We start from the raw sequence: 25,984 nt of genomic DNA, 5'->3' as shown, positions 1-25,984 counted from the left end.
TGAAATGCTGACACCATTAATTTATTTATTATTAGCGCTTATCGTCATTGCAATCGTTGCTGTTGCCATTGATAAGCGAAACTTCATTTTTGGGAGTTTATTAATTTTTTCCTTGCTGCTGACTGTCATGGCTTTGTACCTGAAACTGGCTGGCTATGTTTTAGACCAGCAGGTACCAGTGATGAACGTTCTAGTCATTTTATTACCAATTTTGGTTATTGCCTTCCTCATTTTTTGGTTGGTGCGTAATACTAATATTATTTCCCATAAGGAAGGTCAAAGCTTCACTGCTAAATTAGCGCTCTTTTTGGCTGTAACGATGGGCATTGACTTTTATTTACTTTTTGTAGTTGGAGAAGTCCATGGCCGCTTGCTTTTCTTTGCTTATGTTCTGGGATTGTTAATTTACAATACTTTCTTCCTGCTTTTTCTTAGTTATCTGGGTTATTCACTTTTATATCAAGTTTTGCCTGCCACGAAAAAGGCCGATTACATGATTGTTCTTGGCAGTTATATCCATAATGGCCGAGTAACGCCGTTGCTCCAAAGTCGGGTAGATCAAGCTTTGCACTATTATCGCCAGGCCGATGAAGGGCAGAAGCCTAAGTTTGTGGTTTCCGGCGGAAAGGGATCTGACGAAAGTACTTCTGAAGCGGATGCCATGCGCAAGTATTTACTTGAAGTTGGTGTACCGACAGAAAAGATTATCTTAGAGGATCAGTCCCGCAATACCTTTGAGAATTTTATGTTTTCTAAGGAGAAAATTTTAGCGGACTGGGAAAAATCAGGCCACACCGGTCAACCGCAGATTCTCTTTGCGACCAGTAATTACCATGTTATGCGGGCCAGCCTTTATTCCAAGCGAATTGGTTTTTCAGCCCAGGGAATCGGCGCACCAACTTCTCTGTACTTTTTGCCGACGGCCTTGATCCGAGAGTACATCGGAATTCTTTCTTATTACCGTCTGATTACCTTTTTGCTTTTGGTCGTTGAAGCCTTTCTTGCCTATTTTCTTGCCTTTTAAAAAAACGATGGTCACTGATGTTTGGTCAGTGGTCATCGTTTTTGATAGTATTACTGCTAATCGGGGCTAGTTCGAATTTGATTTTCTTGCCTGGCATTAATGAAGGGTCATCAGGTTATACATAATAAAGGCAAGCCCGATTAGAAAAAGAAAGGCGGCAATTCCAAGCAGTGGGAGCATGCTAACGTCTCCCTTGCGGAAAAGCTTCCAGCCATGAGCAGCCGCAAATAAGATAATTAATAAAGCAAAGGCAACGACGAGTAATCCAACAATGGCCATGATTTTGGCTCCTTTCAACTCCTCAATAAGGAATATTATACCGATTAATAGTTGATTGAAAAAGAGACAATCTGGTCAACCTGTTGTTTTTGACTAGTATTAAAAGTTAGATCGGGCGTTAGTAGTTAGCGAATGTGATTCTTTGACCGCGGCGATTGATGAGGGTTTGCTTTTGCTATTTAAAGACTGGTAATTCGCCCAAAAGTTGCACAATGATAATCCAGAGTGGCAAGACTATGGTGGCTGAAATTGTCGAAATCAGTGAGGTATTGGCCGCCAGTAAGCTTTGATGGTTGAAGGCCATGGCGTAGTTGACTGCCACCGTTGCAACGGGGGTCGCCATCATGATGACCATTGTTGCCATTGCCACTTGGTCAACGGGCAAAAGATGGGTGACGTTTGCTAAGATGGCGATGGTCGCCATGATGATTGGGACAATGATGACTTTATTAAAGGAATAGTACCAAGCGGTGTGGTTTTTAATGGCATCTGTGAAGGACATCTGAGCCAAGTTTGCCCCAATGGCTAACCAAGCCAGTGGCGATGCTAGACCGGCTAATAGTTTCATCCAGGAAAAAAGCCAAGGGACGGTTACATCGAGGCGGTAGAAGGCCACGTGGCTGGGATTACTTTCACTGTAGCTACTAATTTGAGGCATCCAGTTTTGACTAACCCAGAGGATTAGGCCAAGAAAAGTGGCAATGACAATTGGATTAACCAGCATTTTTTTGATGTGCTCGCCGCGTAGCTGTTCGCCAGACATTTTGATGTAGGCGTAGGAGTATAAGAAGACACGATAGCCGATATTAAAAACGGAGGCGTACATAATTCCTTTGGCACCGTAAACAGCGCCCGCGATTGGCATCCCGAAAAAGGTCGTTGATCCAAAAGCAGTTAACACACCTAAAACTTCGCGTTGGTCTTTGCCGTAGCGACCGTATAAAAAGGGCATCGTGACAATCAAGATAACATAAATAATCAAGCCCCAAATCAGAACATCGATACTTTGAACGAGGGTTTGATGGTTCAATGGCGTAAGAAAGGCTGTAAAGGCTAAGAGGGGGAGGGCAACACTCATGGTAATGCTCGTCAAGGTTTTGACGGCGTCTTGGCTAAGAGTTTGCCGGTTGCGGAGAAAAAAACCTAATAGGATAGTTCCTAGGGTTTCCACAATTGCAGCGATAATCGAATTGTTGGTAAGCGTTTTTTCAAGAGCAGAACTAATCGACATGTATACCTCCCGTTGCCAATTTTTGGCGCCTAATGGTTTATTTATTAGTCTATCATTAAAATTAAATTAGAACAATTCTCTTGTTAGAAAAATTAACTTACAAAGCTGTAACGAAATGAAATAAAAGAAATGGCTAAAAAGATTGTTCGATTATCGAAGTTCTTGTATAATAGTATTATTCTTTATGTGAGACAAAAATAGCCCCAACCAGTAATGGTTGGGGCTTTCTGCTGTCTTCTGCAAAATTAGTTACCGAAGTTAACAGTTGGATTTTCTTGGGCAGAACTGTCTGCGGTGAAGTAGTTGAACTTATGGTGATTGGTTAGAGAAGCCACCAAAGAACTTGGAAATGCTACAACTTTATTATTGTAGTCTTGAACAGCCTTGTTATAAACCTTACGTTCGTAAGTGACACGGTTGTTGACACCTTCTAGTTGAACCATCAAAGTTTGGATTTGGTCAGAGGACTTCAAATCCGGATAGTTTTCGTTAATTGTGGAAACCATCAAATTGAAAGCCTTATCTTGATTTTGCATGGCTGTTGTCTTTTGGTCTTGATCATTGGCATTTGCATAGCTTTGCTTTGCTTGATTGTATTGAGTTCTGGCATCGGCAATCTTACCGTAAATGGCAGATTCCTGTCCCTGGGCTCCCTTAACAGCATTGACCAAATTTGGAATCAAATCGGCGCGGTTTTGCAGCGCGGTTTGAATCCCACCCGTGGCAGCATCAACGTCCTGTTCCTTGCGGGATAAGCCGTTGGCAGAAGAAATAAAGCCACCAATGAGAATGATGAAGACAAGGGCAATGACTGCCGTAATTTGCCAACCACGTTTCTTGTAAAAGGGTGCCTTTTCATTAATAATCGTCATGATTCGTATCCTTTATCGTTGTTTAGCGATGAGTTATTAGAAATATTGTAGCGAGGAATGGGCTTTGAAACAAGAGTGGCTAGTCTTTAAAAATCGGACCCGCCACCACCAAAGTCACCACCACCGCCGGAATCAGAGCCACCACCGAAGTCTGAACCATCGAAGTCTGAACCACCAAAGTCAGAACCATCAAAATTAGATTCGCCACCAAAGCCATCGTAATGGTCATCGTAATAATGCCGCCTTGGACCCGAGAAAAGGTTTGATAGTAGCAATCCACCTAAGAACCAATCCAGACCAGAATGATGGCCGCGTTGGGGCCTATTTGAGGCCTGATTAAAGCGGTTGATATTATTACTATTATCAGTACCATAATAAGATCCTTTGCTGCCATTAAGACGCCGCATCTTGGACCAAACTAAGAAAATAATAAGGAGAAGGATTGTAACTAGACCAAGGGCAATCACTGAACTGGTTGTTGAAGCACTTTGTTTGCCACTTGTTTGGGTGGTTGGGAGTGTCTTTTCAACTTGTAAAAAGAGGTTGCGGATTCCCCGATCAATAGCGTTTGGATCTGAAGACTTTAACTCTTGTTGGTTGGCTTGCAGGAGCTGATAAATTTTGCCATCAGGTAGAACGGATTCAACACCTGTTCCGGTCACCACCCGCACGTTATTTTGACCGTTATTCTTAGCAAAGACAATAATGACACCATTGTCTTGCCCTTTTTTACCAGCGTGCCAGACTGAGCGCATAGTTAAACTGTTAGTGAAGTCGCGAATTGATTGGCCATCGGTATTGTTGATAGTTAAAACCGCTACTTGCGGCTGTTCTTTGGTTTTTTTAAAGGTTTGCTCCTGCTTTAAGATAGCCTGCTTGGTTTGGTCTGAAAGCACATTGGCATGATCAGTCACCACAAAGTTCGAGCTGGGCTCAATTGTGTTTGGGTCTTCTGCTTGAGCCGTTTGAAAGTGGCAACTCAGGAAGAAGAGGGCGAATGCGCTAATGGTGGCTAGCCCGATTTTATTTTTTAGCAAAGCCATCATAAGACCTCCAATTAATGAAACAAAATAGTTGACAAGCGATTAGCGGCTAAAGCCGCCACTGATGTTTTTGGCGCTTTTTGGTGTTAGCTTAGACCCGTCATTTGGATTTTGTAAAACCAGTTCGCGAATCAGGTTAATGACTTCAGGGTTTTCCGGTAGCTTTGAATGGCCAGCGTTATCGCCTGAAACCGTTGTTTGAGTATACTTAGCAACCTGTTTTTGGAAAATATACTTACCAGAAAGCACCGATTGAACAGGAACTGTACCGTCGTCTGTGTAATCTTCTGAACCGGCAACCGAGTAGACGACCAAATCGCTCGGGAGGCTGCTTGCACCAGCAATCATATCTGAAAGCATGGTTGTTTGTCGTGTTGTGGATGTTTCAGAGAAGTTGAAAGGTGTTCCTAAAGTCATCAGCGTCCGAATGTGCAAGTTTGCTGCACTATAGTAATTTTCCAAGTAATCCGTCCAAATCAGCCCACCGTTGGAGTGACCAACAGCTGAGAAATTCCGGAAATGATAGCGGGATTGGAGGTCGGTCATCACCTTAGAGAGCGCCTCAGAATCAGCTTGAATGGTTGGATAATTATCCTGGTTGCGTTCGAAGCCAACAACGATAAATGGTCGACGGTTGGAACCATCAACGTGACCGGAATAAGTCAAACTACCATTATAATTGACCTGAACCTTCAAGACAGAGTGAGTTCCTTTATCACGGTCTTCTGAGTTAATGGTAGCAAAGAGATCATCGAACCGTCTGACAGTGGCACTAGATCCGGGAACAAAGATAACGGGTTCCATCCGCGATTTTTGAATTGCTCGGTCATTTTGGTGCTCAGAAAGCATCCAGACACGACCAAAGAGCGCAATGATAACGGTCAATAGGACTGTTAAGAAGAGCATGAATTTTGTACTTTTAGCCATGCTTAACCTCCTTTTTAACCATGTCCTTGACGAATGGCCAGTAAATCAAAATTGAACCAAGCAAAACAAAGATCGCTAGGACTAATGATCGCCAAGGGGTTTGGCTGGCCATAAAGCCAAGCAGTAAGTGGGGTGTCCCACTGGGAGCGCTAAAGACGGTTGGCCGAACAAAATCGAGCTTAATGGCGACACTAGCTGACAGTGACCCAAAGAGGGAACTCAAAATCATCGGTACCAATGTCAGTGGCCGCAAGAAAAGCGGAATTCCGTAAGCTAAAATGCGATTGTTGTCAAATAGAGCTGGGAGTAGTGACCAGAGGCCAAGTCGCCGGTTCTGTTTACTTTTAGCAAATATAAGAATTAGTGCTAATCCTAGGGTTGCCCCAACACCACCAATCATAGCTGAAGCGGTTAAAACAGAGTAGGGATTTTGTGGTTGTGGCAATGTGGCCATCACTGATTGGTAAACGGCGTTCAGGTTTGTGTTCACCTGGGCTAAATCTGTGGCGCCGGTGGACAGGTCTAAGGGAATGCTAATACCCAAAACGAACAAGATGGGTGCCAAAATAGCAACCAATGCCAATGAATAATAATGGGCAAAAAAGTCAGATGAAAAGAAGGTAGTATACGTTCCTTGGGTGACAATGTTTGGTATAAATGATGTGCCCACTACGACGAGGATTGAGACAATGGCTGCCCAACTTAGATAGGTAAAGCCCATGTCCTGCAACCGGTCTTTCGTGATTTTGGTTAACCCCAAGTAAGTGAGGTTGATCAGATAGGCGATGAGTAAACACAGGCCGAGATGAATGGTTAGCTGTCCCTGGCTGAAACCAGACGAGAAAGTTTGGACTAAGACTAGGCCAAAGTTAACGGTCACCGGCAGGATGGGGTCGCGTTTTTCGGAAAGTTTTTCCGTCAAATACTTTTTTGTCCAAAGCGCAACTGTAAAGGCCACCACGAGGTAGTCCAAAACGTTACTGATTCCTTGGGAAATCAGTGGATTGTTAAAAAAGTGAATTTTATAATGGAAAATTGTGGCGAACAGGGCGCCAGGGTCTAAGAATAATCGAGTAATCAAACGCCAATAAACATCAATAATCACCAAAGGAATTACTAGTTTAAATGAAGAAAAAAGATTTTTGATAGGTGAAAGACCTACCCAAGCCCGATCCCATCTTTGAACCCTTGCTAGGATCTTTGCAAACATGTAACAGTGCCTCCAAACTAACCCCAAAATTTGGGGTGGTATTACAAGAAAAAGTATTGTGCTATAATAGTAAAAGTGTTTTACTAGGTACCACTGGTAATATGCCAATAATTATAACACTAACCGAACAATTTTGGGGGCGTCACGCGATGTTCAAGCGTTTTCTGAGCAAGCCCTGGGTGACATTTGTTGTCAAAACCCTGGCTTATTTTTTAATCATTTTAGCCTTGATTTATCTATATGGCTATTCCGGCGTTACCGGGGGCCACTTCATTTATAACGAATTCTAAAATAAAGAGGAAGCGACAAATGATTGATAACATTTACAAAAATATCGATGCCTATGCAGTGGAAAATCCTGATGCGATTGCCTACGACGGGTTGGGCCATACCTATACTTATGGCGATTTGAAGTCCTACTCTGACTCATTGGCGGCCTACTTAGATGAGCAAAACTTGCCTGAGAAGTCACCAATTATGGTTTTTGGTGGACATCAGTTCGAAATGGTAGCTGCCTTCTTAGCTGCTGTAAAATCAGGCCACGCCTATGCACCGGTTGACAAGGATTCTGCCAAGGACCGGATTGAAAATATCTTGGAAATTGGTCAACCTTCAGCAGTGATTGCTTTGGATGAATTGCCATTGCCAATCGAATCTGTCCCTGTTTTCCAGGGTGAAAAATTGCAAGCGGCTTTCACTGCTAAGAAGTCATATGAGTTAACTCACCCAGTTTTGGGCGATGATAATTACTACATTATCTTTACTTCAGGTACGACTGGTAAGCCAAAGGGTGTTCAGATTTCACATAAGAACGCCTTATCTTATTTGAACTGGCTCTTCTCTGATGAATTTGATTTACACCATGGCGACAATGTCTTGACTCAGACACCGTTCTCATTTGACGTTTCTGTTATGTCATGGGGAGGCTCACTGTTGATGGGTGGCGTTATGAAGCCATTGTCAAAGGAAATTGCCGATGACTTTAAGCAACTCTTTACTGTTTTGCCAGAAATGGACTTGGATTTGTGGGTTTCAACACCTTCATTTGCCAACGTTGCCTTGTTGAGTCCTGATTTTAAGCAAGAAAATTACCCCCGCTTGAAGAAATTCTTGTTCTGTGGTGAAGTTTTGACAGCAACAACTTCCAAGAAATTGCGCGAACGTTTCCCGGATGCCCGAATTTTTAATACTTATGGTCCAACGGAAGCAACCGTTGCCGTATCAGCAATTGAAATCACGGACGAAGTTTTGGCCAAGTATGACAAGTTGCCAATCGGGTACATGCAACCTGAAATGAAGGCAACCATCATGGATCAGGATGGAACGGTCTTGCCAGTTAATGAATCGGGTGAAATCGTTTTGTCTGGTACAGCTGTTTCAAAGGGTTACTTGAATAACCCCGAAAAGACCAAGGCCGCTTTCTTAACGGTCGACGGTCAACCGGGTTATAAGACTGGTGACTTGGGTTACATGGACAAAGACGGCCTCTTGCATTACAAGGGTCGTGTGGACTTCCAAATCAAGTTGCATGGCTTCCGAATCGAATTGGAAGAAGTTGCCCAGCACTTTTTGAAGTCTCAGTGGGTTGAACAGGCGGCTGCCGTTCCTCGCTACGACGCAGATGGTGAAGTTAAGCAGTTGTTGGCCATTGTTGTCCCAAAGAAGAACGATTTTGAAAAGCCAATGGATTTGACTAACGCTATTAAGGCAGACCTAAAGGACATCATCATGCCATACATGATGCCATCGCGGTTTATCTACCGCGATGCCATGCCTTTGACACCAAATGGTAAGGTAAACTTGAAGGGCTTGATTGCTGAGGTGAATGGCAATGCCTAATCTACAACCCTATGCCGATCCGACCTACTTCTTTTACCTCTTAGTGGCTTTGGTGCCACTGGCAATTGGACTTTACTTTGGTAAACGCATTGTCTGGTATGAGATTTTGGTCTCTTTGGCTTTTATCTTTTTAATTTTCGATACTGGTCACTATGTCAACCAGGGAATTGCGATACTGGTATATAGTATCTGGCAGTTCTGTCTTGTATCTTTTTATTCGGCTTATCGCAAGACGAAGAATGCTAACTGGGTTTTCTACCTAATGGTGGCATTGTCAATCTTGCCGATTACATTAGTGCGCTTCGGCGCCATTGGTGTTTTCAAGCCTGAATTCACTCTGCTTGGTTTCTTAGGAATTTCTTATTTGACTTTCCGCTCAACAGGGATGATTATTGAGACGCGGGATGGTGCCATTAAAGAGTTTAAGCCAATTATGTTTTTGCGTTTTATGCTCTTTATGCCAACCCTGTCATCAGGTCCAATTGATCGCTACACGCGCTTTGCCGGCGATGCTGGATCAGTACCTGAAAGAACGGACTATATTGACATGTTGGGCTATGCAGTTAAGTCTTATTTCTTAGGCTTCGTCTACAAGTTCATCTTGTCTTATTACTTTGGTCAAATTGTTTATCCATTCTTTCAAGGTTTGGCAATGGGCGATAATCATCATGGCTTTTCCTGGTGGTTAATTGGTGTGGCCTATTCTTATGGTATGTATTTGTTCTTTGACTTTGCGGGTTATTCTCGCTTTGCCATCGCTACATCATATGTCATGGGGATTAAATCACCAATAAACTTTAACCAACCTTACCGGTCTCATAACATCAAGGACTTTTGGAATCGTTGGCATATGTCGTTGTCATTTTGGTTCCGAGACTTCGTCTTCATGCGCTTCTCCTTCATGGTGATGCGTAAGAAGTGGATTAAAAACCGGACTACTGTTTCAAACGTTGGCTATTTGGTCAACATGATGGTCATGGGCCTTTGGCACGGATTGACATGGTATTATATCGTTTATGCTTTGTTGCATGGAACAGGAATGATTGTCAACGATGCCTGGTTGCGCTTTAAAAAGAAGCACCGTGATCAAATCCCACATAACAAATTCACGGAAGTGTTTGCCATCTTCTTGACCTTCAACTTCGTGATGTTAACATTCTTGGTATTTTGTGGATTCTTAGATAAGTTCTGGTTCCACCACTAATAGAGGAGAAATATAATGGACGTAAAAGCAGGCGTATTAGAAGTTTTGAACAATATCATCGGTGAAGACTTGTCTTCACAAATGGACGAAAACTTATTTGATTCAGGGTTGTTGGATTCAATGGCTACTGTTGAATTGTTGTTGGACTTGGAAAACAAGTTTGGTATTCAAGCACCTGTTTCAGAATTTAATCGCGAAGACTGGGACACAGCAAACAAGATTATTGCTAAAGTAGAATCATTGTTGGGATAAAACCTCATGACTAACAAGAAAAAATTGTGGCAGATCTTTGGCCCGGTGCTTGCAGCACTGGCACTTATCGGCCTGGTCTTTTTTCTGCCATTCCCGCTGAATCATTATAGTCAGCAGTACTTGAGGGAAGCTTCTGTGTCTTTCTCAAGCCAAATCGTTAAAGGGGAAGCGGTTAAAGACGCTGCCTTTAGTGACAAAAAAGTAAATTATATTCCTTTCTTTGGTTCATCAGAATTATCTCGCTTCGATTCTTTACATCCATCTGTTTTGGCTGAAAAGTATAACCGCTCTTACCGACCATTTATGCTTGGTAAGGCGGGATCTGAATCAATGGTTCAGTTTTTGAATATGCAAGAGATGCCAAAGGCGTTGGACCACAAGAAGGCAGTTTTTGTGATTTCGCCACAGTGGTTTACCAAGACGGGCTCAACGGATGCGTTTTCAATTTTCTATTCACCACTACAAGTGGTGGATTGGTTGCTGAACATGGATCAGCCGAGCCAAACCGACCAGTTTATGGCCCAGGCTTTGTTGAAGCAGTCTTTGGTGCGTGATAAGCCGATGTTTAATCGGATGCTGCATAACGTGGAAGATGGTCAGGGACCAAGTTCAGCCGATAAATCAGCTTTGCGCTTCCAGCACAAGATTTTGTCACGACAGGATGCCTTGTTCTCAAACTTTGAAACAAGCCGTAACTACAAGAATGAAGTGATGAAGTATGCTAAGGACTTGCCGAGCCAGTATCAAGAGCAGGCCTTGAACCAAATTGGTTTCGAACAGGGTGAAAAGAACACTGGTTCGAACCGCTTTAGGATTAAGAACTCGTTCTATCGTACTCGTGTTTGGGCTGACCAGAAGATGCTTAAGGATGCTCAGGTTCACTATGACTATCGTCAATCAGTTGAATATGCATACTTGCAAGCTGTTTTGGAAAACTTTGCCAAGAACCATACGGATGTCGAATTTGTCATTACACCAGTTAACCAACGTTGGGTTGCTTACACAGGTTTGTCTGATAAGATGTACTACCAGGCGGTTGATAAGATTAAGTATCAGTTGCAAAGCCAAGGCTTTAACAACATTGCTGATCTGTCACACCGTGGTGGGGAAGACTTCTTCATGCAGGATACGATTCACATTGGTTGGCGTGGTTGGCTGGCATTGGACCAGTACTTGAATCCATTCTTGTCTGGTAAGTACCAGGATAATGATTACAAGATCAACAACAACTTCTTGTCAAAGGAATGGCAGAACTTTAAGCCACAAGATCAAGAGCTACAAACCTTTTCATAAAAAGTTAGAGGATTGACACATTCTGTGTTGATTCTCTTTTTTTTTTGATAAAATGAAGGTATGATTATCGGAATCGGAAACGACATGGAGTCCATTAGCCGAATTGAAGGCGTATTGTCTAGACGACCAAACTTCTTGTCGACAATCTTAACGCCGGCCGAACAGGAGGCAGTTCAAAAACGGACGGGCAAGCACTACTTAGAGTTTGTTGCGGGCCGCTTTTCAGCCAAGGAAGCTTATGCTAAGGCATTAGGGACTGGAATTGGTCGCGATGTGTCTTGGCAGGATATTTCAATCCTGAATGCCAAATCAGGTCGACCAGTTATGAAGGTTGTGGGACAAAAAAATCGGATTGAGGTCGCCATTACCCATAGTGGTGATTATGTCAATACGGTTGTTACGATTGAAAGAGCTAGCTGGTTACAACGCTTCGCGGCTCGTTTTATTGGTAGAAAAGAGAATTAGACATGAATGATGATCCATTTTCTAGGCGAGGAGCGGCACTCTTCGTTTCAGCAGCAGCGCTGGTTCATAATGCTAAAACAATTATGACCCATGCAAAAGCCAAGCGCTTAATTGCTGTTATTAAGGCAAATGCCTATGGCCACGGTGCCAAATGGGCAGCAACAGTTTTGGCGGGGCAAGCAGACGTTCATGACTTTGCTGTAGCAACGGTTGATGAAGGGTTAGATGTCCGCCAGGTTTTGCCGGAAAAAAGGGACCAAATTGTCCTACTTGGCGTCCAAAACGTAAATTTGGCAACGGTGATGGCTGAAAACTATCTGGCGCCAGCAGTTGGCAACCTGGATTGGTTATTAGCTGCAAGAGATCTCTTACAAGCTAGTGATAGTCCACTACCACCTTTACGAGTCCACCTGGCTATCGATACTGGTATGGGGCGAATGGGTGCTAAGACGAAGGCAGAGTTGTCATCGATGTATCAGTTTGTTATTGGGGAGGACGCCTTTGAATTGGCTGGGGTTTTCACGCACTTTGCAACGGCAGATGATCAAAATCAGGCTTACTATGACCAGCAGAAAGCTGACTTTTTAGCTCAGGTCACAGCCCTAGATATCGATCCCAAGTACTGGCACGTTGCTAACACAGGTTCAGCACTCTTCCATTTTGATGAAATTCCAACCGAAACGATTCGCGTTGGTTCGGCCCTGTATGGCTATAATCCGGCCTATCCATCCAAAAAAACCGACCTACCATTGCAACCAGTGGCGACTTTTAAAGCTAGAATTTGGGGTGTCCATCAGCTTTTGGCTGGTGAGGCGGTTTCCTATGGTGCAACCTATGTAGCACACGAGGATCAATGGGTTGGCACAGTGCCGCTTGGTTATGCCGATGGCTATCATCGAACTTTTGCGGGTATGACCGTTTTGATCAACGGCCGAAAAGAACGAGTCCTTGGCCGGGTCACGATGGATCAAATGATTGTTTCATTGAGCAAGCCTGTTCCAATTAATACGGATGTCATTTTATTTGGCCAAGATGGCCAAGAAAAAATCAGTATCGAAGAACTGGCCGAATATGGTCAAAGTATCCCACATGAAGTACTAACTGGAATTGGGTCACGAATTCCACGTATCATCGAAGATAAATAAGCGTGACCAAGCATATAGGCAGTGACAAAATAGGGCAAAGCGCCCATACATAAGAGGATAGACATGACAGCAGATTATGAAAACGTTCGCCGTGGCGATGTTTTTTATGCCGATTTAAAGCAGGGAATCGGCTCCGAACAGTCCGGCTTGCGCCCAGTTTTAGTGGTGCAAAATGATATGGGCAATATGAACGCCCCAACGACCATTGTAGTGGCGATTACTTCCAAGATAGCCAAGCCCAAGTTGCCGACACATATTTCATTGCCGGCGGCGATTAGCGGTATTAAACGGGATTCCATTATTTTGGCCGAGCAAATCAGAACCATCGATAAGCATCGTTTGCGCGACCGCATTGCACATATTGACCAGCAAGATGGCTTAATGAAGGCAGTGGCAAAGGCATTGAAAATTAGTATTGGCTTGGCCTAAAATTTAGGTTGCGGCCCTTCAGCGGGTGAGCCATTGTTAACGGTGATGATTGCTGGGCTAGATTAGTTAGGGCTAGTCTGTTGATCTAGGAAACCCTCATTGCCAAGCATGGTAAGGCTTTTTTAATATGACCTTAATCTGTTGTTGTTAAAGTAACATTACTGATAAGACATTTTAACGGGCACACTGCCCCAAAGGAGAAGGACTGATGGCCAAAGCAATTAAAATCCTGTTAATTGAAGATGATAAAAATCTGGCCGATAATATTGTCGGCTTTTTGGAAGACTTTGCCGATGTCACGGCGGTGACGGATGGCCAAGATGGTGAATATGAGGGGAAAGAAGTCCCTTACGATCTGATTATATCTGATTTGATGTTACCAGGTGAAAATGGTCTGGAGATTATCAAGAATCTTCGGGATGACAAAGTGGATACGCCTGTTCTAATTTTAACGGCGAAAGCATCCCTGGACGATAAAATTGAAGGTTTCAACGTAGGTGCCGATGACTATTTGACTAAGCCCTTCCACCGCGAAGAATTATTGGTTCGAGTAAAGGCACTCCTACGCCGAACGGGTGTCTATTCCGAAGATAACATGATTACAGTCGGAGAACTAACGATTAACTTAGAAAATCGTGGCGTTCAGGTTCACGGTCAAAGTGTCAAATTAGTCGGCAAGGAATTTGATATTTTGACCTATTTGGGTCAAAACAAGAATATCATCGTGACCCGGGACCAAATTTTTGATCGCGTTTGGGGCATCGATTCTGATACCACGATTAACGTGGTCAATATTTACTTGAATAACCTGCGCCGAAAACTTGAGGCAGTTGGCCAGGGCGGGCTAATTAAGACGCTCCGAAACATTGGTTTTATTCTCGAGGTGCCGGATGCCAAGACTGATTAATCGCAAACAGCAAATTGATAATTTTTCAACGTTGGCCCTGGGTCTGATGGTCATTTTTGGCTTTTTGGCCGGGGTCATTTTTTGGGTTTATACCTTCACGATTTATGATAGCTCTGACAAGGTTATTAACCAATATGTGGAGTACTATCAACGCAATAACTGGTTGGATGAAGGAGCCTCAGCGAAGCAAAAGATGCTGACAGCTGATTCTATGCGTCATATGCCAGAAGATTTTCGTGGAAATTTTCTGTACTATGATGAAAAGGGGAAGGAAATTGAAAATCAGACAAATAATAATGGTTCCAAAAATGTCTTAACAAGACGTTTTGGTCTGAAGTTTGATACTAGTGATTTAAATTTGGCCCCCAGAACAGTTCACGTTAATAAGACTTATTTGAGAATTCAGGCTGTTAAATTTAAACCGAATATGGTCTTAGTGCCAGATGGCCAGGGACTGAAATCCGCGACCTATGGCTATGTCTTTGTTGATGTCACGGATACTGTTTTGAATTTGAAAAAATTCCAGGACGTGATGGTTTGGTCATTTGTTTCGGCCTTTATCTTTGCGTTGTTCTTTGCCTTCTTTATTGCCCGGCAAAGTATGAAGCCAATCTTAAAGGCTTGGGATCAGCAACAAGACTTCGTTAATAATGCTGCCCATGAATTGCGGACACCGATGTCAGTCATTCAAGGAAAGCTAGAAACGATGCTAACCAAGCCGGATAACACGATTCGTCAGCAGTCCGAAGCCATTATTCTTTCGCTATCGGAAGTCAGGCGGTTGAATTCCTTGACCAATAACATGTTAACCTTGGCTAAAACTGGGTCAAACATGACCAAAATTGAAAAGGAAAAAACCGATGTCGGTCAGTTCTTGCAGCAAATTTTGTCGCCTTATATTGAAATGGGGGAAATCTCAGACAAAAAGGTGGTTATCCACAATGCTGTTCGTCAGGAAGTCGATATTGATCAAAAACGGATTCACCAATTATTGGTACTGCTAATGGATAACGCACTAAAGTATTCGGATGAAGGAGCAACCGTGACGGTTTCGGCTGCGATTGAGAAAAAACGTTTAACACTTTCGGTTGCCGACACTGGCCGCGGCATTTCAGCTGACGCGAAAAAGCATATCTTTGACCGTTTTTACCGTGAGGATAAAACTGGTAATCGTGAAACTGGTGGCACTGGTTTAGGCCTATCCATTGCAGAATGGATAGTCGCTGCCCATAATGGTAAGATAACTGTGAGCGACAATCAACCAAAGGGAACAATTTTTAAGGTGACTCTCTCACTTTAAGTGTGGTCTAAAGATAAGAAAATTTTGAAAGGAAAGCTGCCGGATGATTCGTAAAAGAGTACATGCTTTTACCACTATGATAGTGGCTGCCTTTGTAATCGGTGGATTGCTGGTGTTGTTTAGTTCCTCACCAGGATCTTGGTATCAAAGTCAGTTGGCACAAGCCACCCATACGAATGCCGCTGGGACGGCCACAGTGGCAAAGACTGCCTATAAGAGCAAAGATCAGGCAACTAGTGCCTACAATAAGGTTAAAGATGCCGTTGTTACGGTGCAGAATTTACAAAAATCAGCTTCGCTAGGCGATGGTGTATCAGCCTTTGATGATCAAACAAAGGATAAGCAGCAGACCGATTATGAGACGGCTGCCCAGGGATCAGGTGTTGTTGTGAAGATTGGAAAAGATACTGCCGATATCGTGACGAATAACCATGTGATTGAAGGTTCAGCGGCCATCCAGGTCGTGGATGCCAACGGTCAAAAGGCCGAAGCAACTGTTATTAAAAGAGATACGTCCAAGGATTTAGCCTTGATTCGCGTGAAATCGACCGCCTTTAAGCAAGTTGCCAAGCTAGCGGATAGCTCATCTTTGAAGTCTGGTCAACAGGTGCTGGCGCTTGGTTCGCCATTGGGAGCGGCCTATGCCTCCACGATGACCAAGGGCATTATTTCCTCACCAAACCGGACGCTAGCAATTTCACAGACTAATAATCAAAACGTTCAAGTTATCCAAACGGATGCAGCCATTAACCCTGGTAATTCAGGTGGGGCCTTGATTAATTTGGCTGGGGAGGTCGTTGGCATTAGTTCAGCTAAGATTTCGGCTGGCGCTGCTGATACCAATATTGAAGGAATGGGCTTTGCTATTCCGTCTAATACGGTGGCCGCTTTTATTAAATAAAAACTGCCTCATACAGTTTGCATGGGACAGTAGTGAAAAGTAATTAAAAAGAAAAACCAAGCCAAGCGGCTTGGTTTTTTGTTAGAATGAAGTTGACTTATTGAAGGGTTCCTTCATACCAGTCAGTTACTTGCTTTGGTGTTAGGCGTTCTCCATGACCGATTTGGTCAACTTTCTTGCCATCAATAAAGAGGACAAAAGAAGGAATGCCACGCAAACCATAGCTTGTTGCTAGGTCTAAATTGTCATCGCGATCGGCGTCAATCCAACCAGCTGTTTTAGAAACTTCATCCTTAATTCCTTGAACGAAAGGTTTGATGACCTTGCAGTCCCCACACCAGTCGGCCGATAAGAACATGAGCTGCCGACCGGGTTGATCGATAAAAGTTTGAATTTCTTCGTTTGTGTGTTTTTCAGGTTGGTACATGGGATTGACCTCCGTTACTTTTTATCCATTATACCATGAAAATCAGAATTTATAAAATTGGCCTAGTTGTAATTAGGTTGTTATTTGAAAGTAGAATAAGGAAAACAAATGCAGTCCATAACTGATTTCTACCAAGACCAGCGAGAACCGGTTATTTCACAGGAATTAACCATTAAAAATGTACTGAGAAGTGCCTGCGCTCGCGATCGGGCGCAGTATTTTAGCCTAGCCAACCAAGGCCAAACAGGCCATGATTGGCAGACCCTGTTGAAGACAGCAGCGAAAATTCAACTGACAACGAAAAAACCGGTGATGGTTCATGTTCGGGCTAAAGATATTCAGCCCAGTCAAGTGGAATCAACCTTTAATCTTCTTCAAGACCGTGGGTTAGACAATTTTTTGCTGGTGACTGGGGATAAAAGGACGGATAGCAACGGATTTTCATCAGCTCAAGATTTGCTCTTGGCGGTTCATCAAAACAATTTAGCAGGGCTCAGTTTGGCGACGACCCTCGATGTCAACCAAGTCAATACCCATGGCGTTGCCTGGGTGGTTAACCAGGCCTTGACTAAGGAAAGGAATGGGGCGAAAATTTTGATTAGTCAGATTTTCTTTAACGTTGATAACTTTTTGGCAGTTCAAGAGGGCTTGAAGATGGCCGGAGCGAATTTGATTTTGGTGGCGGGTGTCCTTCATTACCCTAGTCAAAATCAGCTTGATTGGGTTCAACGGGTCTTACGTCTGACTGTCCCTAATGATTGGCGAAAAAATCCTGATTTGGCCAGTGCACGTTTAGTTGCGGATTTAACAGACGGCCAAGCAGCGGGTATCCACTATTTTGCTAACTTTTAAGGGATGACAATGGCTTTTTGGCGACGAAAAATTCGAATATCCGAAAAAAGACGTTGATTGGCTATTTTTCTTCCGCATTACAAGGTACAATGGTTTGATTACAATGATTTGGAGACAACCATGTTTAGAAACGTGAAGCGGTTTGTAATTGGCAAACCGTTGAAAACATTAGAAGCGTCCGACCAGGCTTTATCAAAGTCAAAGGCCTTGGCCCTTTTATCATCTGATGCCCTTTCATCCGTTGCCTATGGGACGGAATCGATTACGGCTGTCTTACTGGCGGGTGGAGCAGTGGCTCTTTGGTTACAATTACCGATTGCACTCTTAATTTTGCTACTCTTAGCAGCCATCGTTTTGTCTTACCGACAAATTATTCATGCTTATCCAAACGGAGGTGGCGCGTATACGGTTGCCAGTAAGAATTGGGGTCCCAAGGTTGGTCTAGTGGCCGGGGGCTCATTGTTAGTTGACTATATGTTAACGGTTGCGGTATCTGCATCGGCAGCGGCTGATGCGATGACGGCTGCTATTCCAGGCCTGTTGCCCTTTGCCGTTCCACTTTCATTGGTGATTATCCTGATTTTAACGGCTTTAAACCTGCGTGGTTTGCGTGAATCGGCTAATTTTTTGCTGCTGCCGGTTTACTTCTTTATCGTGATTATGGCCGTGACAGTGGCTTATGGCCTCTTTCAGGCCGCAACCGGAGCGATTGCCTACCATGCTGCCGCCAAAATCGGTACGGATTTTTCGGCTTTATCGCTTATCTTCTTTTTGCGTGCCTTTTCATCTGGTTCCTCTTCGTTAACAGGGGTGGAAGCCATCTCGAATGCGGTGCCAAACTTTAAGGCCCCCAAGGAAAAGCATGCCGCTACCACCTTGACGATGATGGCTTTAATTTTGGCCAGTTTCTTTTTGGGTATTACTTTTTTGTCTTACTGGTATGGTATTGTGCCAAACAGTCACTCGACGGTTTTGTCGCAAATTGCTGCCATTACCTATGGGGGGCATGGTCTGGGCTTTTATTTGGTCCAATTAGCAACAACGCTGATTTTAGCGGTGGCCGCTAATACGGGCTTTTCGGCCTTTCCTGTTCTGGCCGTGAACTTGGCCAAGGATAAGTATCTCCCGCATCTCTTTATGGATCAGGGTGATCGATTGGGCTATTCCAATGGTATTTTGTCACTATCGTTTGGCGCCATGATTTTGACCGTGATTTTCCATGGATCGACGGACGCCTTGATTCCACTATATGCGGTTGGCGTTTTTGTTCCGTTTACGCTGTCTCAGTCGGGCATGATTATCCATTGGTGGCGGTTGAAACCCAAGTTCTGGTGGGGGAAGGCGGCCATTAATTTCCTTGGCGCCTTTATGTCGGCTGCCTTGGTCCTTGTCTTGTTTGCTACCCGACTAACACATGTTTGGCCGTACTTGATTATCATGCCGGCGGTCTTGACCGTGTTCTTCAAAATTAAGAAGCACTACGATGCCGTTTCAAAACAATTGCGCTTGCAATACCTGGATCAAAACGAGCAAAAGCACCCAGAATATTCCGGTTCGACAGCGATTGTCCTGGTCTCGAACTTAACCCAGGTAACGGCTGAGGCCATCGACTATGCGCAATCCATTGCGACTAAGGTGGTGGCGATGCACGTTTCCTTTGATATTAATCCGGCTAAGGAAGAAAAGATTGCCAAGCAGTTTACAGCTAATTTTCCAGATGTCCGTTACGTCGACGTGCACTCTTCTTACCGATCGATTGTTAAACCAGTGGTTGGTTTTGTGACCAAGGTTTCCCATCAATCTGAAAAGATTAACCATTCCGTAACGGTCATTATTCCCCAGTTCGTGCCGAAGAAGCCTTGGCAAAATATTTTGCATAACCAGTCCTCGTTGCGACTGCGAGCAGCCTTATCGGCAATGGATAATATCTCTATTTCGACCTATTATTACCATCTTTCGGAATAACAATCAGTCAGCCAATCATCTTTAGGATTGGTTCAAAAAAAGCCTCCAAATTGTTTTGGAGGCTTTTTTGTTACCTATTTTTAGAAAGTTTCGGCAGGAACTTGATCCAACTTGGCTTGCCAATCAACGTCTGGATATTTGCGAGATAGGGCAGTCGCCAAGACGCGTTTGGCTAAGTTACCATTGCGGGTGAAGATTGGGCCGTGGAAGTAAGAACCATAAACGTTATGATAAATCACGCCTTCGGTCTGATCCATGCCGTTATTGCCTTGGCCAGTTGTGACCGTGCCTAAGGCTTTTTCACCTTGGCCCAAGAATGTTCGACCTTGATGGTTTTCAAAGCCGTGGTATTCTTCGCCAGTTTCGTTATTTTTGATGACAATGTCACCAGTTAACCGTTTACCCTTCAGGGTTTTAACCTGGTTGTCCGTCATATTGGTAGTGTAGTGATCCATGACCCCGATACCATCAACTTTGGTGCCATCAGCCATTTCCATATAATGACCGAGGAGTTGGAAACCACCGCAGACAGCTAGAAGTGGACCATCGTTTTCGATGTATTCCTTTAGTCCGTCGGCCTTCAATTTCAAATCATTGGCTACGACAGTTTCTTCGTAGTCTTGGCCACCGCCAAAGAGGACAAAGTCGTAAGCTTTTGGATCGAAGTCATCATCGAGGGAAACCAGCTGGTCATCAACATCGACGCCAATTTGCTTAGCATAGTAACGCAGGGCAATAATGTTGCCGTAGTCACCATAAGTGTTCATTAAATCACCATAGAGGTGGGCTAGTTTGAGTGTATAGTCAGCCATTAATATTCCTCCTGAATGTAACCATGGTTTTTTAAGACGGCCCGAATTTGGAGCATGGCCGTGTAGGTCGCGGCCAAATAAACTTTTTTAGTTGGCGCTTGGTCGATTGCGGTTAGGATTTCTTCCGTCTTTTGGTAGGTGCCATCGAGGTCAAAACCGGCCATCTTCAAGCGAACCGTGACGTCTTGATAACGTTCACCGCCGGTTGATAGAGCGGCTAATTTTGAATCATGGAGACGTTCAAATTCAGCGTCCCAAATCCAAGAAGTATCGATTCCGTCAGCATAATTCGCATTGAGGAGTGTAATCAAGGTGAAAGGATCTTTTTCCGTCTCCATCATATCGATCACGGAGTTTGTACCGACGGGATTTTTGATGAGCAGAATTGTGACATCTTTGCCAGCGACATCAAGTGATTCTTGGCGGCCAAAGACCTGCTTATCTTCTTCAAAAGCTTTCTTGATATCAGTAGGACTAACATCAAAGGTTCGACCAACAGCGTAGGCAGCCAGCGCATTATAGATGTTATAGAGGCCGCCAATGGCAATTTTGTAAGGTGTGCCATCGAGGTCAAAAGCAGAAGACTTTGGCGTTAGCTCATTTAATGCTGTCACAGCATAATCGAGCTTAGGTCGCTTGAAACTGTCGGTTGTTGAAAAATAACGGCCGAGGTTTGCGTAAGTAATGAAGTTATAATGAAGAACGGAGTTGTCCGTTGGGGAGAGAATACCATCTGTGTTTGTTGGCGCCTTTAAGTCTTTAAAATCAGTTTCTTTCACATTGTCAAAGCCATAGTAAATTCGCTGATTTGAGTAAGAACCACGAGCGAAGATGGGCGAATCAGCATTGGTAATCACCGTTGCATTTGGAGCTTGGTTAATGCCGGCGATGATTTTATCGTAAGTGGAATAAATTTCACCATAGCGGTCAAGTTGGTCGCGGAAAAGATTAGTTAAAACAAAGTATTTTGGTTCAATGGCCTTTGCCAGTGACAAGACGTTGGCCTCGTCAACTTCCAAAACGGCAACAGGCTTTTTTCCATTCGGTGACGGCTTAACTTTTGTAGTTAGAAGCGTACCAACGATTCCCTGGACCATGTTGGATCCGGATGGGTTGGTCACCACTGTGTAACCGCCGGCCCGTAAAACCCGAGTAATTAAAGCGGTTGTCAATGTTTTTCCGTTTGTTCCCGTGACAATGACCAGGTCGAATTCTTTTTCAATGGTCTGTAAAACTTCTGGATCAATCTTAACGGCTAGCTTGCCGGGCAAAGAAGTGCCACCGCGCTTTAAGATGTTGCGGAGCAAAAAATGACTACTTTTGGCCGTAAATTTGGCTAACTGACTTTTTACTGACATAAAAAAGTCCCCCTTTTTCTAAATTCTTATTTTACCATGCGTCTTGCGAATTTTCCCTAAAATGGTCTAGGCAGTCGAGTTATGGTTAAAAAATTGCTATAATGGATTAATAGAATAGATAAAACGAGTGAGGCGAAAACGTGGCACAACTGTACTTTGAATATGGGGCGATGGGCTCTGGCAAATCGATTGAAATTTTGAAAGTTGCTCATAATTATGAATCGCAGGACAAAGAGGTCTTGTTGCTAACCCCCTTAGTGGATGACCGCGATGGGATTGGTGTGATTGCCTCACGAATTGGTTTGAAACGGCCAGCAACGGTTGTCGACGAGAATGAAAACCTTTATGAAATGATTCAGGACCGTCAAAACGCAAAGTTGGCAGCTGTCTTAGTTGATGAAGCTCAATTTTTAACGGCCAACCAGGTTGATCAATTAGCCTATGTGGTGGATGATTTGGGTTTGCCCGTGATGGCCTTTGGCCTGAAGCAAGATGCCTTTAACCACCTGTTTGAGGGTTCACGCCGTTTATTGGAAATTGCCGACAAGCTCGAAGAAATGAAGACAATTTGCTCGTTTTGCGGTAAAAAGGCAACGACTCAGCTACGAATTGCCAATGGCCAACCGCAGTATTCTGGTAACCAGGTGCAAATCGGGGGGGATGAATCCTACTTGCCAACCTGCCGCAAGCATTGGTACCATCCAGTTTTAGAAATGATTCCAAAGAATTAAGGAGACACCATGGATCCGATATTTTCACAATTACAAGCGGTTGTAGACCGTTACGATGAATTGAATCAAATGCTAGCCGATCCCGAAGTCATGAGCGATTCCAAGAATTACATGGCGCTTTCAAAAGAAGCGGGTGGTATTCGTGAAACGGTTGAAACCTTCAAGCGTTATCAACAGGTTGTCAACGATTTGTTAGAGGCCGAAGAGCTCTTAGGAGATGCCGAAATGGGTGAGCTGGCCAAGGAAGACCTGGCGGCACTGAAGCCTGTGAAAGCTGAATTAGAGGAAAAATTGAAGGTTTTGATGCTGCCCACTGATCCAAACGATGATAAAAACATCATTATGGAAATTCGTGGTGCTGCAGGTGGGGACGAGTCATCCTTGTTTGCGGCTGATTTGTTAGGCATGTATCGACGTTACGCCGAAAACCAGGGTTGGTCATTGCAGATTGTTGATGAAACGATGACTGAAGTTGGTGGCTATAAAGAAGTGGTTGCCATGATTGTTGGTAACAACGTTTATTCAAAATTGAAATTCGAGTCGGGTGCCCACCGGGTGCAACGAGTGCCATCAACGGAAACACAAGGCCGTATTCACACCTCAACCGCAACGGTCGGGGTAATGCCGGAGTTCGAAGAAGTCGATGAAGACGGCTTAATTGATCCAAAGGATGTTCGTGAGGATGTTTACCGGTCATCTGGTGCCGGCGGTCAGCACGTTAACAAAACGTCTTCGGCTATTCGCTTGACTCACGAGCCAACGGGGATTACGGTTGCCATGCAAGACGAACGGTCCCAGCAACAAAACCGTGCACGGGCTTGGAAGATTTTGAATGCCCGTGTTTACGACCACTTTGCCCAGGAAAACGAGGCGGAGTATGCTGAGCAGCGGAAAACCGCTGTTGGCTCAGGTGCACGATCCGAACGAATTCGAACTTATAACTACCCACAAAATCGGGTGACAGACCACCGTATCGGTTTGACTTTGAATAAGTTGGACCGGGTTATTGCCGGTGACTTAAATGAAATCATTGATGCGTTGGTCTTAGCCGAACAAACAGCCAAGCTGGCGGAGTTAAATCAGCAATAATGACACACAAAAAAACCGACTGGCAACAGTCACATCGTTCCAAACAGGCAGGTTCAGAAAAACCGGTTCCGATTTCACTGTTAGAAGCGCGCAAGTGGGCACTCAAGGAATTGACGGCTGCTGGCTTGGATGCAGACGAGGCGAGTGATAACATTGATTTTCTTTTAACGGGTGCTTTGAAAGTGAACTATGGGATGCTGCGGGCCAACCTAACTCGACAAATGCACCCTTGGCTAGCCAAACGTTGGCCAACATGGATTGCCCAGTTACTAAAGGGTGTGCCTGCCCAGTACGTTCTCGGCCAGGCACCCTTTTATGGTCGTGAGTTCGTAGTTGATGACCGGGTCTTGATTCCCCGTCCAGAAACGGAGCTACTGGTCGACTGGGTTTTGACTGATTTGAAAGCTAAGGGTGAACAAGCGCCAACAATTCTAGACGTTGGAACCGGTTCTGGTGCGATTATCTTGACTTTGGCCCAGGAATTACCCGCTGCCCGTGGCATTGGCCTGGATATTTCGTTGGATGCCTTGGCGGTGGCCAAGAAAAACCGTCATCAATTTGAATTGGCGAATCGTGTTGGCTTGATGCATTCCGACATTTTCACAGCAGTGGCCAACCAACGTTTTGACATTATCGTTTCCAACCCGCCCTATATACGGCCGGATGGACAGGAAGAGATGGATAACTCAGTGGTGACCTTTGAACCTGATTTGGCCTTGTATGCTCCAAATGGTGGTAAAGCACTCTATGAACGAATGGCTCATGGTTTGGAAAAACAGCTCACGCCAGGTGGGGTGGCCTACTTTGAAATTGGCTATGACCAGGGCAAAGCCTTAACCAAGGTTTTCCAAGACCAATTACCAACAGCAACAGTGACATTGAAACAGGATTTAGCCGGTCTTGACCGACTAATCCGGGTACAGTTAAAAAAATGAAAACGAAAGATTTACAAAATAATAGTACGGATATCGAAGAAGCAGCGGCATTGATTCAAGCTGGTGAGGTAGTTGCTTTTCCAACTGAAACGGTTTACGGTCTGGGTGCAGATGCAACCAATGACGAAGCCGTACAAGCAGTCTTTACGGCAAAGGGCCGACCTGCGGATAATCCGTTAATCATGACGGTTGGGGATGCGAGTCAGTTGTCTGCTTACGTCGAGGTCTCTCATCAAGCGCGACAGTTGATGAACACTTTTTGGCCGGGCTCATTGACCATTATTTTACCGATTAAGGAAAATGCTGTTTCCATGTTGGTGACGGGTGGTTTGCAAACGGCCGCTGTGCGCATGCCTGACAACCAAGCAACGCGCGCAATGATTCGCAAGGCTGGGACGCCAATTGTTGGGCCATCTGCTAACCTTTCGGGTAAGCCATCACCGACAACGGCTGCTCACGTTCATCATGATCTGGATGGCAAGATTGCTGCTATTTTGGATGATGGTCCAACCCAAGTTGGCTTGGAATCAACGGTCATTGATTTGACAGCGGCCGAGCCCACCATTTTACGTACTGGAGCCGTTAGTCAAAAGATGTTGACAGTGGTCTTGGGGAAAAAAGTGATTGATGGGACTAGCCAAAAGTCTTTGGCGGCCAACGAAACCCCGAAGGCTCCGGGGATGAAGTACCGGCATTATGCACCAGATAAGCCCGTGATTGTCTTTGACCCATTGGACTTCAACGACCTTAAAGAAAGCTTGGGAGATGGTGATGCCGTCATGGCTTTCGAGGGGCTGCTGGCAGAGTTGCCAAAAACCGTGCCATCATGGTCTTTAGGGGCTGATTTGGCTGGTGCTAGTGAAAATCTCTTTGCTGGGTTACGCTACTTTGATGAAAAAGACGAAGTGAACAAAATCTATGCCCAAGCAATGCCAGACATTGATTTGGGTAAGGCATATAACAATCGCTTAGGCAAAGCCAGTGGTGGTCAGCGATTTACTCTGTAATAAAAGAGATTTACCTTGCTATTTTGTAAGCGCTTTGATAAACTAAAACTGAATAAAAGACTTTTCCAAAAAGGAGAATTATTATGGCAGAGACACAAGAGTTTAACATCATTTCAGAGACAGGGATTCATGCCCGTCCAGCTACTTTATTAGTACAGGCAGCTTCAAAGTTTGTTTCAGAAGTTACCTTGTCATACCAAGGCAAGGAAGTTAATTTGAAGTCAATCATGGGTGTGATGTCACTCGGTGTTGGCCATGGTGCAGACGTGACAATCAAGGCTGATGGTGATGATGCAAAGGATGCCTTGGCAGCAGTGGCCAAGGTCATGAAGGATGAAGGTTTGGTTAAGTAACCAAGGCTGATTTTAGATTAATTTCGACGAAAGGTCGCATTTTGGCGGCTTTTTTTATTTGAATGAAGAATGATTTTTAGTAAAATGAAGAAAAGTATCGATGTTAATTGGCGTCGATGACAGGGAGGGCTTTC

Annotated in this window: 28 protein-coding genes; 19 read left to right on the top strand and 9 right to left on the bottom strand. The window is 44.3% G+C overall.

Going from position 1 to position 25,984, the window contains the following annotated elements:
* Positions 1 to 4 precede the first annotated feature (4 nt).
* Positions 5 to 1,024, top strand: a complete 1,020-nt coding sequence (locus ACSYSH_RS03975) for a YdcF family protein (protein WP_491702345.1) — start codon at positions 5 to 7, stop codon at positions 1,022 to 1,024.
* 96 nt (positions 1,025 to 1,120) lie between these two features.
* Here the strand turns inward: ACSYSH_RS03975 and ACSYSH_RS03970 are convergent, their stop codons facing one another.
* The 6 genes from ACSYSH_RS03970 to ACSYSH_RS03945 form a co-directional block, all read right to left on the bottom strand.
* Positions 1,121 to 1,303, bottom strand: a complete 183-nt coding sequence (locus ACSYSH_RS03970) for a hypothetical protein (protein WP_491702346.1) — start codon at positions 1,301 to 1,303, stop codon at positions 1,121 to 1,123.
* Between the two features lie 175 nt (positions 1,304 to 1,478).
* Positions 1,479 to 2,534, bottom strand: a complete 1,056-nt coding sequence (locus ACSYSH_RS03965; protein WP_491702347.1) for an AEC family transporter — start codon at positions 2,532 to 2,534, stop codon at positions 1,479 to 1,481.
* 245 nt (positions 2,535 to 2,779) lie between these two features.
* Complete coding sequence (locus tag ACSYSH_RS03960; RefSeq protein WP_252773467.1) at positions 2,780 to 3,406, bottom strand: LemA family protein; 627 nt, start codon at positions 3,404 to 3,406, stop codon at positions 2,780 to 2,782.
* 86 nt (positions 3,407 to 3,492) lie between these two features.
* On the bottom strand, positions 3,493 to 4,452 hold the full coding sequence (locus tag ACSYSH_RS03955; protein ID WP_491702348.1) for a TPM domain-containing protein: 960 nt from the start codon (positions 4,450 to 4,452) through the stop codon (positions 3,493 to 3,495).
* A 39-nt stretch (positions 4,453 to 4,491) separates the two neighbouring features.
* Entirely contained in the window at positions 4,492 to 5,376 is an 885-nt protein-coding gene (locus ACSYSH_RS03950) for an alpha/beta hydrolase (RefSeq protein ID WP_252773469.1), read from the bottom strand.
* Positions 5,369 to 6,586 (bottom strand): PTS transporter subunit EIIC, encoded by a 1,218-nt coding sequence (locus ACSYSH_RS03945; protein WP_491702349.1) that lies wholly within the window; start codon positions 6,584 to 6,586, stop codon positions 5,369 to 5,371. Before ACSYSH_RS03945 ends, ACSYSH_RS03950 begins: the two co-directional genes overlap by 8 nt.
* A 101-nt stretch (positions 6,587 to 6,687) precedes the next feature.
* On the opposite strand from ACSYSH_RS03945, the gene ACSYSH_RS03940 reads away from it, so the two are divergent.
* The 11 genes from ACSYSH_RS03940 (at position 6,688) to ACSYSH_RS03890 (ending at position 16,321) form a co-directional block, all read left to right on the top strand.
* On the top strand, positions 6,688 to 6,876 hold the full coding sequence (locus ACSYSH_RS03940) for a teichoic acid D-Ala incorporation-associated protein DltX (protein WP_489816529.1): 189 nt from the start codon (positions 6,688 to 6,690) through the stop codon (positions 6,874 to 6,876).
* Positions 6,877 to 6,895: 19 nt separating this feature from the next.
* On the top strand, positions 6,896 to 8,425 hold the full coding sequence (gene dltA, locus ACSYSH_RS03935; RefSeq protein ID WP_491702350.1) for a D-alanine--poly(phosphoribitol) ligase subunit DltA: 1,530 nt from the start codon (positions 6,896 to 6,898) through the stop codon (positions 8,423 to 8,425).
* Entirely contained in the window at positions 8,418 to 9,629 is a 1,212-nt protein-coding gene (dltB, locus tag ACSYSH_RS03930) for a D-alanyl-lipoteichoic acid biosynthesis protein DltB (RefSeq protein ID WP_252773473.1), read from the top strand. Before dltA ends, dltB begins: the two co-directional genes overlap by 8 nt.
* A gap of 15 nt (positions 9,630 to 9,644) precedes the next feature.
* On the top strand, positions 9,645 to 9,881 hold the full coding sequence (gene dltC / locus ACSYSH_RS03925) for a D-alanine--poly(phosphoribitol) ligase subunit DltC (protein ID WP_047974650.1): 237 nt from the start codon (positions 9,645 to 9,647) through the stop codon (positions 9,879 to 9,881).
* Positions 9,882 to 9,887: 6 nt separating this feature from the next.
* On the top strand, positions 9,888 to 11,174 hold the full coding sequence (dltD, locus tag ACSYSH_RS03920) for a D-alanyl-lipoteichoic acid biosynthesis protein DltD (RefSeq protein WP_489816051.1): 1,287 nt from the start codon (positions 9,888 to 9,890) through the stop codon (positions 11,172 to 11,174).
* A 60-nt stretch (positions 11,175 to 11,234) separates the two neighbouring features.
* Positions 11,235 to 11,639, top strand: coding sequence for a holo-ACP synthase (gene acpS / locus ACSYSH_RS03915; RefSeq protein ID WP_252773475.1), 405 nt, complete (start codon positions 11,235 to 11,237; stop codon positions 11,637 to 11,639).
* 2 nt (positions 11,640 to 11,641) lie between these two features.
* Complete coding sequence (gene alr / locus ACSYSH_RS03910) at positions 11,642 to 12,784, top strand: alanine racemase (RefSeq protein WP_491702351.1); 1,143 nt, start codon at positions 11,642 to 11,644, stop codon at positions 12,782 to 12,784.
* Between the two features lie 63 nt (positions 12,785 to 12,847).
* Positions 12,848 to 13,213, top strand: coding sequence for a type II toxin-antitoxin system PemK/MazF family toxin (locus ACSYSH_RS03905; RefSeq protein ID WP_252773477.1), 366 nt, complete (start codon positions 12,848 to 12,850; stop codon positions 13,211 to 13,213).
* Between the two features lie 208 nt (positions 13,214 to 13,421).
* Positions 13,422 to 14,120: a response regulator transcription factor gene (locus ACSYSH_RS03900; RefSeq protein ID WP_252773478.1), complete on the top strand. Its 699-nt coding sequence runs from the start codon at positions 13,422 to 13,424 to the stop codon at positions 14,118 to 14,120.
* Positions 14,104 to 15,420, top strand: coding sequence for a sensor histidine kinase (locus ACSYSH_RS03895; protein ID WP_489816049.1), 1,317 nt, complete (start codon positions 14,104 to 14,106; stop codon positions 15,418 to 15,420). The genes ACSYSH_RS03900 and ACSYSH_RS03895 overlap by 17 nt, the downstream gene beginning before the upstream one ends.
* Positions 15,421 to 15,463: 43 nt before the next feature.
* On the top strand, positions 15,464 to 16,321 hold the full coding sequence (locus ACSYSH_RS03890) for a S1C family serine protease (protein WP_489816048.1): 858 nt from the start codon (positions 15,464 to 15,466) through the stop codon (positions 16,319 to 16,321).
* 97 nt (positions 16,322 to 16,418) lie between these two features.
* Here ACSYSH_RS03890 and ACSYSH_RS03885 read toward each other — a convergent pair whose 3' ends face one another.
* Positions 16,419 to 16,748 carry a thioredoxin family protein gene (locus tag ACSYSH_RS03885; protein WP_252773481.1) on the bottom strand — a complete coding sequence of 110 codons (330 nt, stop codon included), beginning with the start codon at positions 16,746 to 16,748 and terminating at the stop codon, positions 16,419 to 16,421.
* Positions 16,749 to 16,856: 108 nt separating this feature from the next.
* Here ACSYSH_RS03885 and ACSYSH_RS03880 point away from each other — a divergent pair, with 108 nt between their 5' ends.
* Both ACSYSH_RS03880 and ACSYSH_RS03875 read left to right on the top strand, forming a co-directional pair.
* Entirely contained in the window at positions 16,857 to 17,600 is a 744-nt protein-coding gene (locus ACSYSH_RS03880) for a methylenetetrahydrofolate reductase (protein ID WP_491702352.1), read from the top strand.
* Positions 17,601 to 17,720: 120 nt separating this feature from the next.
* Positions 17,721 to 19,565 carry an APC family permease gene (locus ACSYSH_RS03875; protein WP_252773484.1) on the top strand — a complete coding sequence of 615 codons (1,845 nt, stop codon included), beginning with the start codon at positions 17,721 to 17,723 and terminating at the stop codon, positions 19,563 to 19,565.
* Positions 19,566 to 19,645: 80 nt separating this feature from the next.
* On the opposite strand, the gene ACSYSH_RS03870 is transcribed toward ACSYSH_RS03875, so the two are convergent.
* Positions 19,646 to 20,377 carry a type 1 glutamine amidotransferase gene (locus ACSYSH_RS03870; protein ID WP_252773485.1) on the bottom strand — a complete coding sequence of 244 codons (732 nt, stop codon included), beginning with the start codon at positions 20,375 to 20,377 and terminating at the stop codon, positions 19,646 to 19,648.
* Positions 20,377 to 21,735 (bottom strand): MurT ligase domain-containing protein, encoded by a 1,359-nt coding sequence (locus tag ACSYSH_RS03865; protein WP_489816046.1) that lies wholly within the window; start codon positions 21,733 to 21,735, stop codon positions 20,377 to 20,379. Before ACSYSH_RS03865 ends, ACSYSH_RS03870 begins: the two co-directional genes overlap by 1 nt.
* 140 nt (positions 21,736 to 21,875) lie before the next feature.
* On the opposite strand from ACSYSH_RS03865, the gene ACSYSH_RS03860 reads away from it, so the two are divergent.
* The 5 genes from ACSYSH_RS03860 to ACSYSH_RS03840 all read left to right on the top strand — a co-directional run bounded on the left by ACSYSH_RS03860 (position 21,876) and on the right by ACSYSH_RS03840 (position 25,850).
* Complete coding sequence (locus ACSYSH_RS03860; RefSeq protein WP_252773487.1) at positions 21,876 to 22,466, top strand: thymidine kinase; 591 nt, start codon at positions 21,876 to 21,878, stop codon at positions 22,464 to 22,466.
* Positions 22,467 to 22,475: 9 nt separating this feature from the next.
* A complete protein-coding gene (gene prfA, locus ACSYSH_RS03855) occupies positions 22,476 to 23,555 on the top strand; it encodes a peptide chain release factor 1 (protein WP_489816045.1) in 1,080 nt (359 codons plus the stop codon).
* Positions 23,555 to 24,490, top strand: a complete 936-nt coding sequence (gene prmC / locus ACSYSH_RS03850) for a peptide chain release factor N(5)-glutamine methyltransferase (RefSeq protein ID WP_489816044.1) — start codon at positions 23,555 to 23,557, stop codon at positions 24,488 to 24,490. Before prfA ends, prmC begins: the two co-directional genes overlap by 1 nt.
* Positions 24,487 to 25,497 (top strand): L-threonylcarbamoyladenylate synthase, encoded by a 1,011-nt coding sequence (locus ACSYSH_RS03845; protein WP_489816043.1) that lies wholly within the window; start codon positions 24,487 to 24,489, stop codon positions 25,495 to 25,497. Before prmC ends, ACSYSH_RS03845 begins: the two co-directional genes overlap by 4 nt.
* Before the next feature lie 83 nt (positions 25,498 to 25,580).
* On the top strand, positions 25,581 to 25,850 hold the full coding sequence (locus ACSYSH_RS03840) for a phosphocarrier protein HPr (protein ID WP_047974667.1): 270 nt from the start codon (positions 25,581 to 25,583) through the stop codon (positions 25,848 to 25,850).
* The last annotated feature ends 134 nt before the right edge of the window (positions 25,851 to 25,984 follow it).

This window comes from Fructobacillus sp. ESL1117 (assembly GCF_058508565.1).
This window is presented reverse-complemented; position numbering and strand designations above follow the sequence as displayed.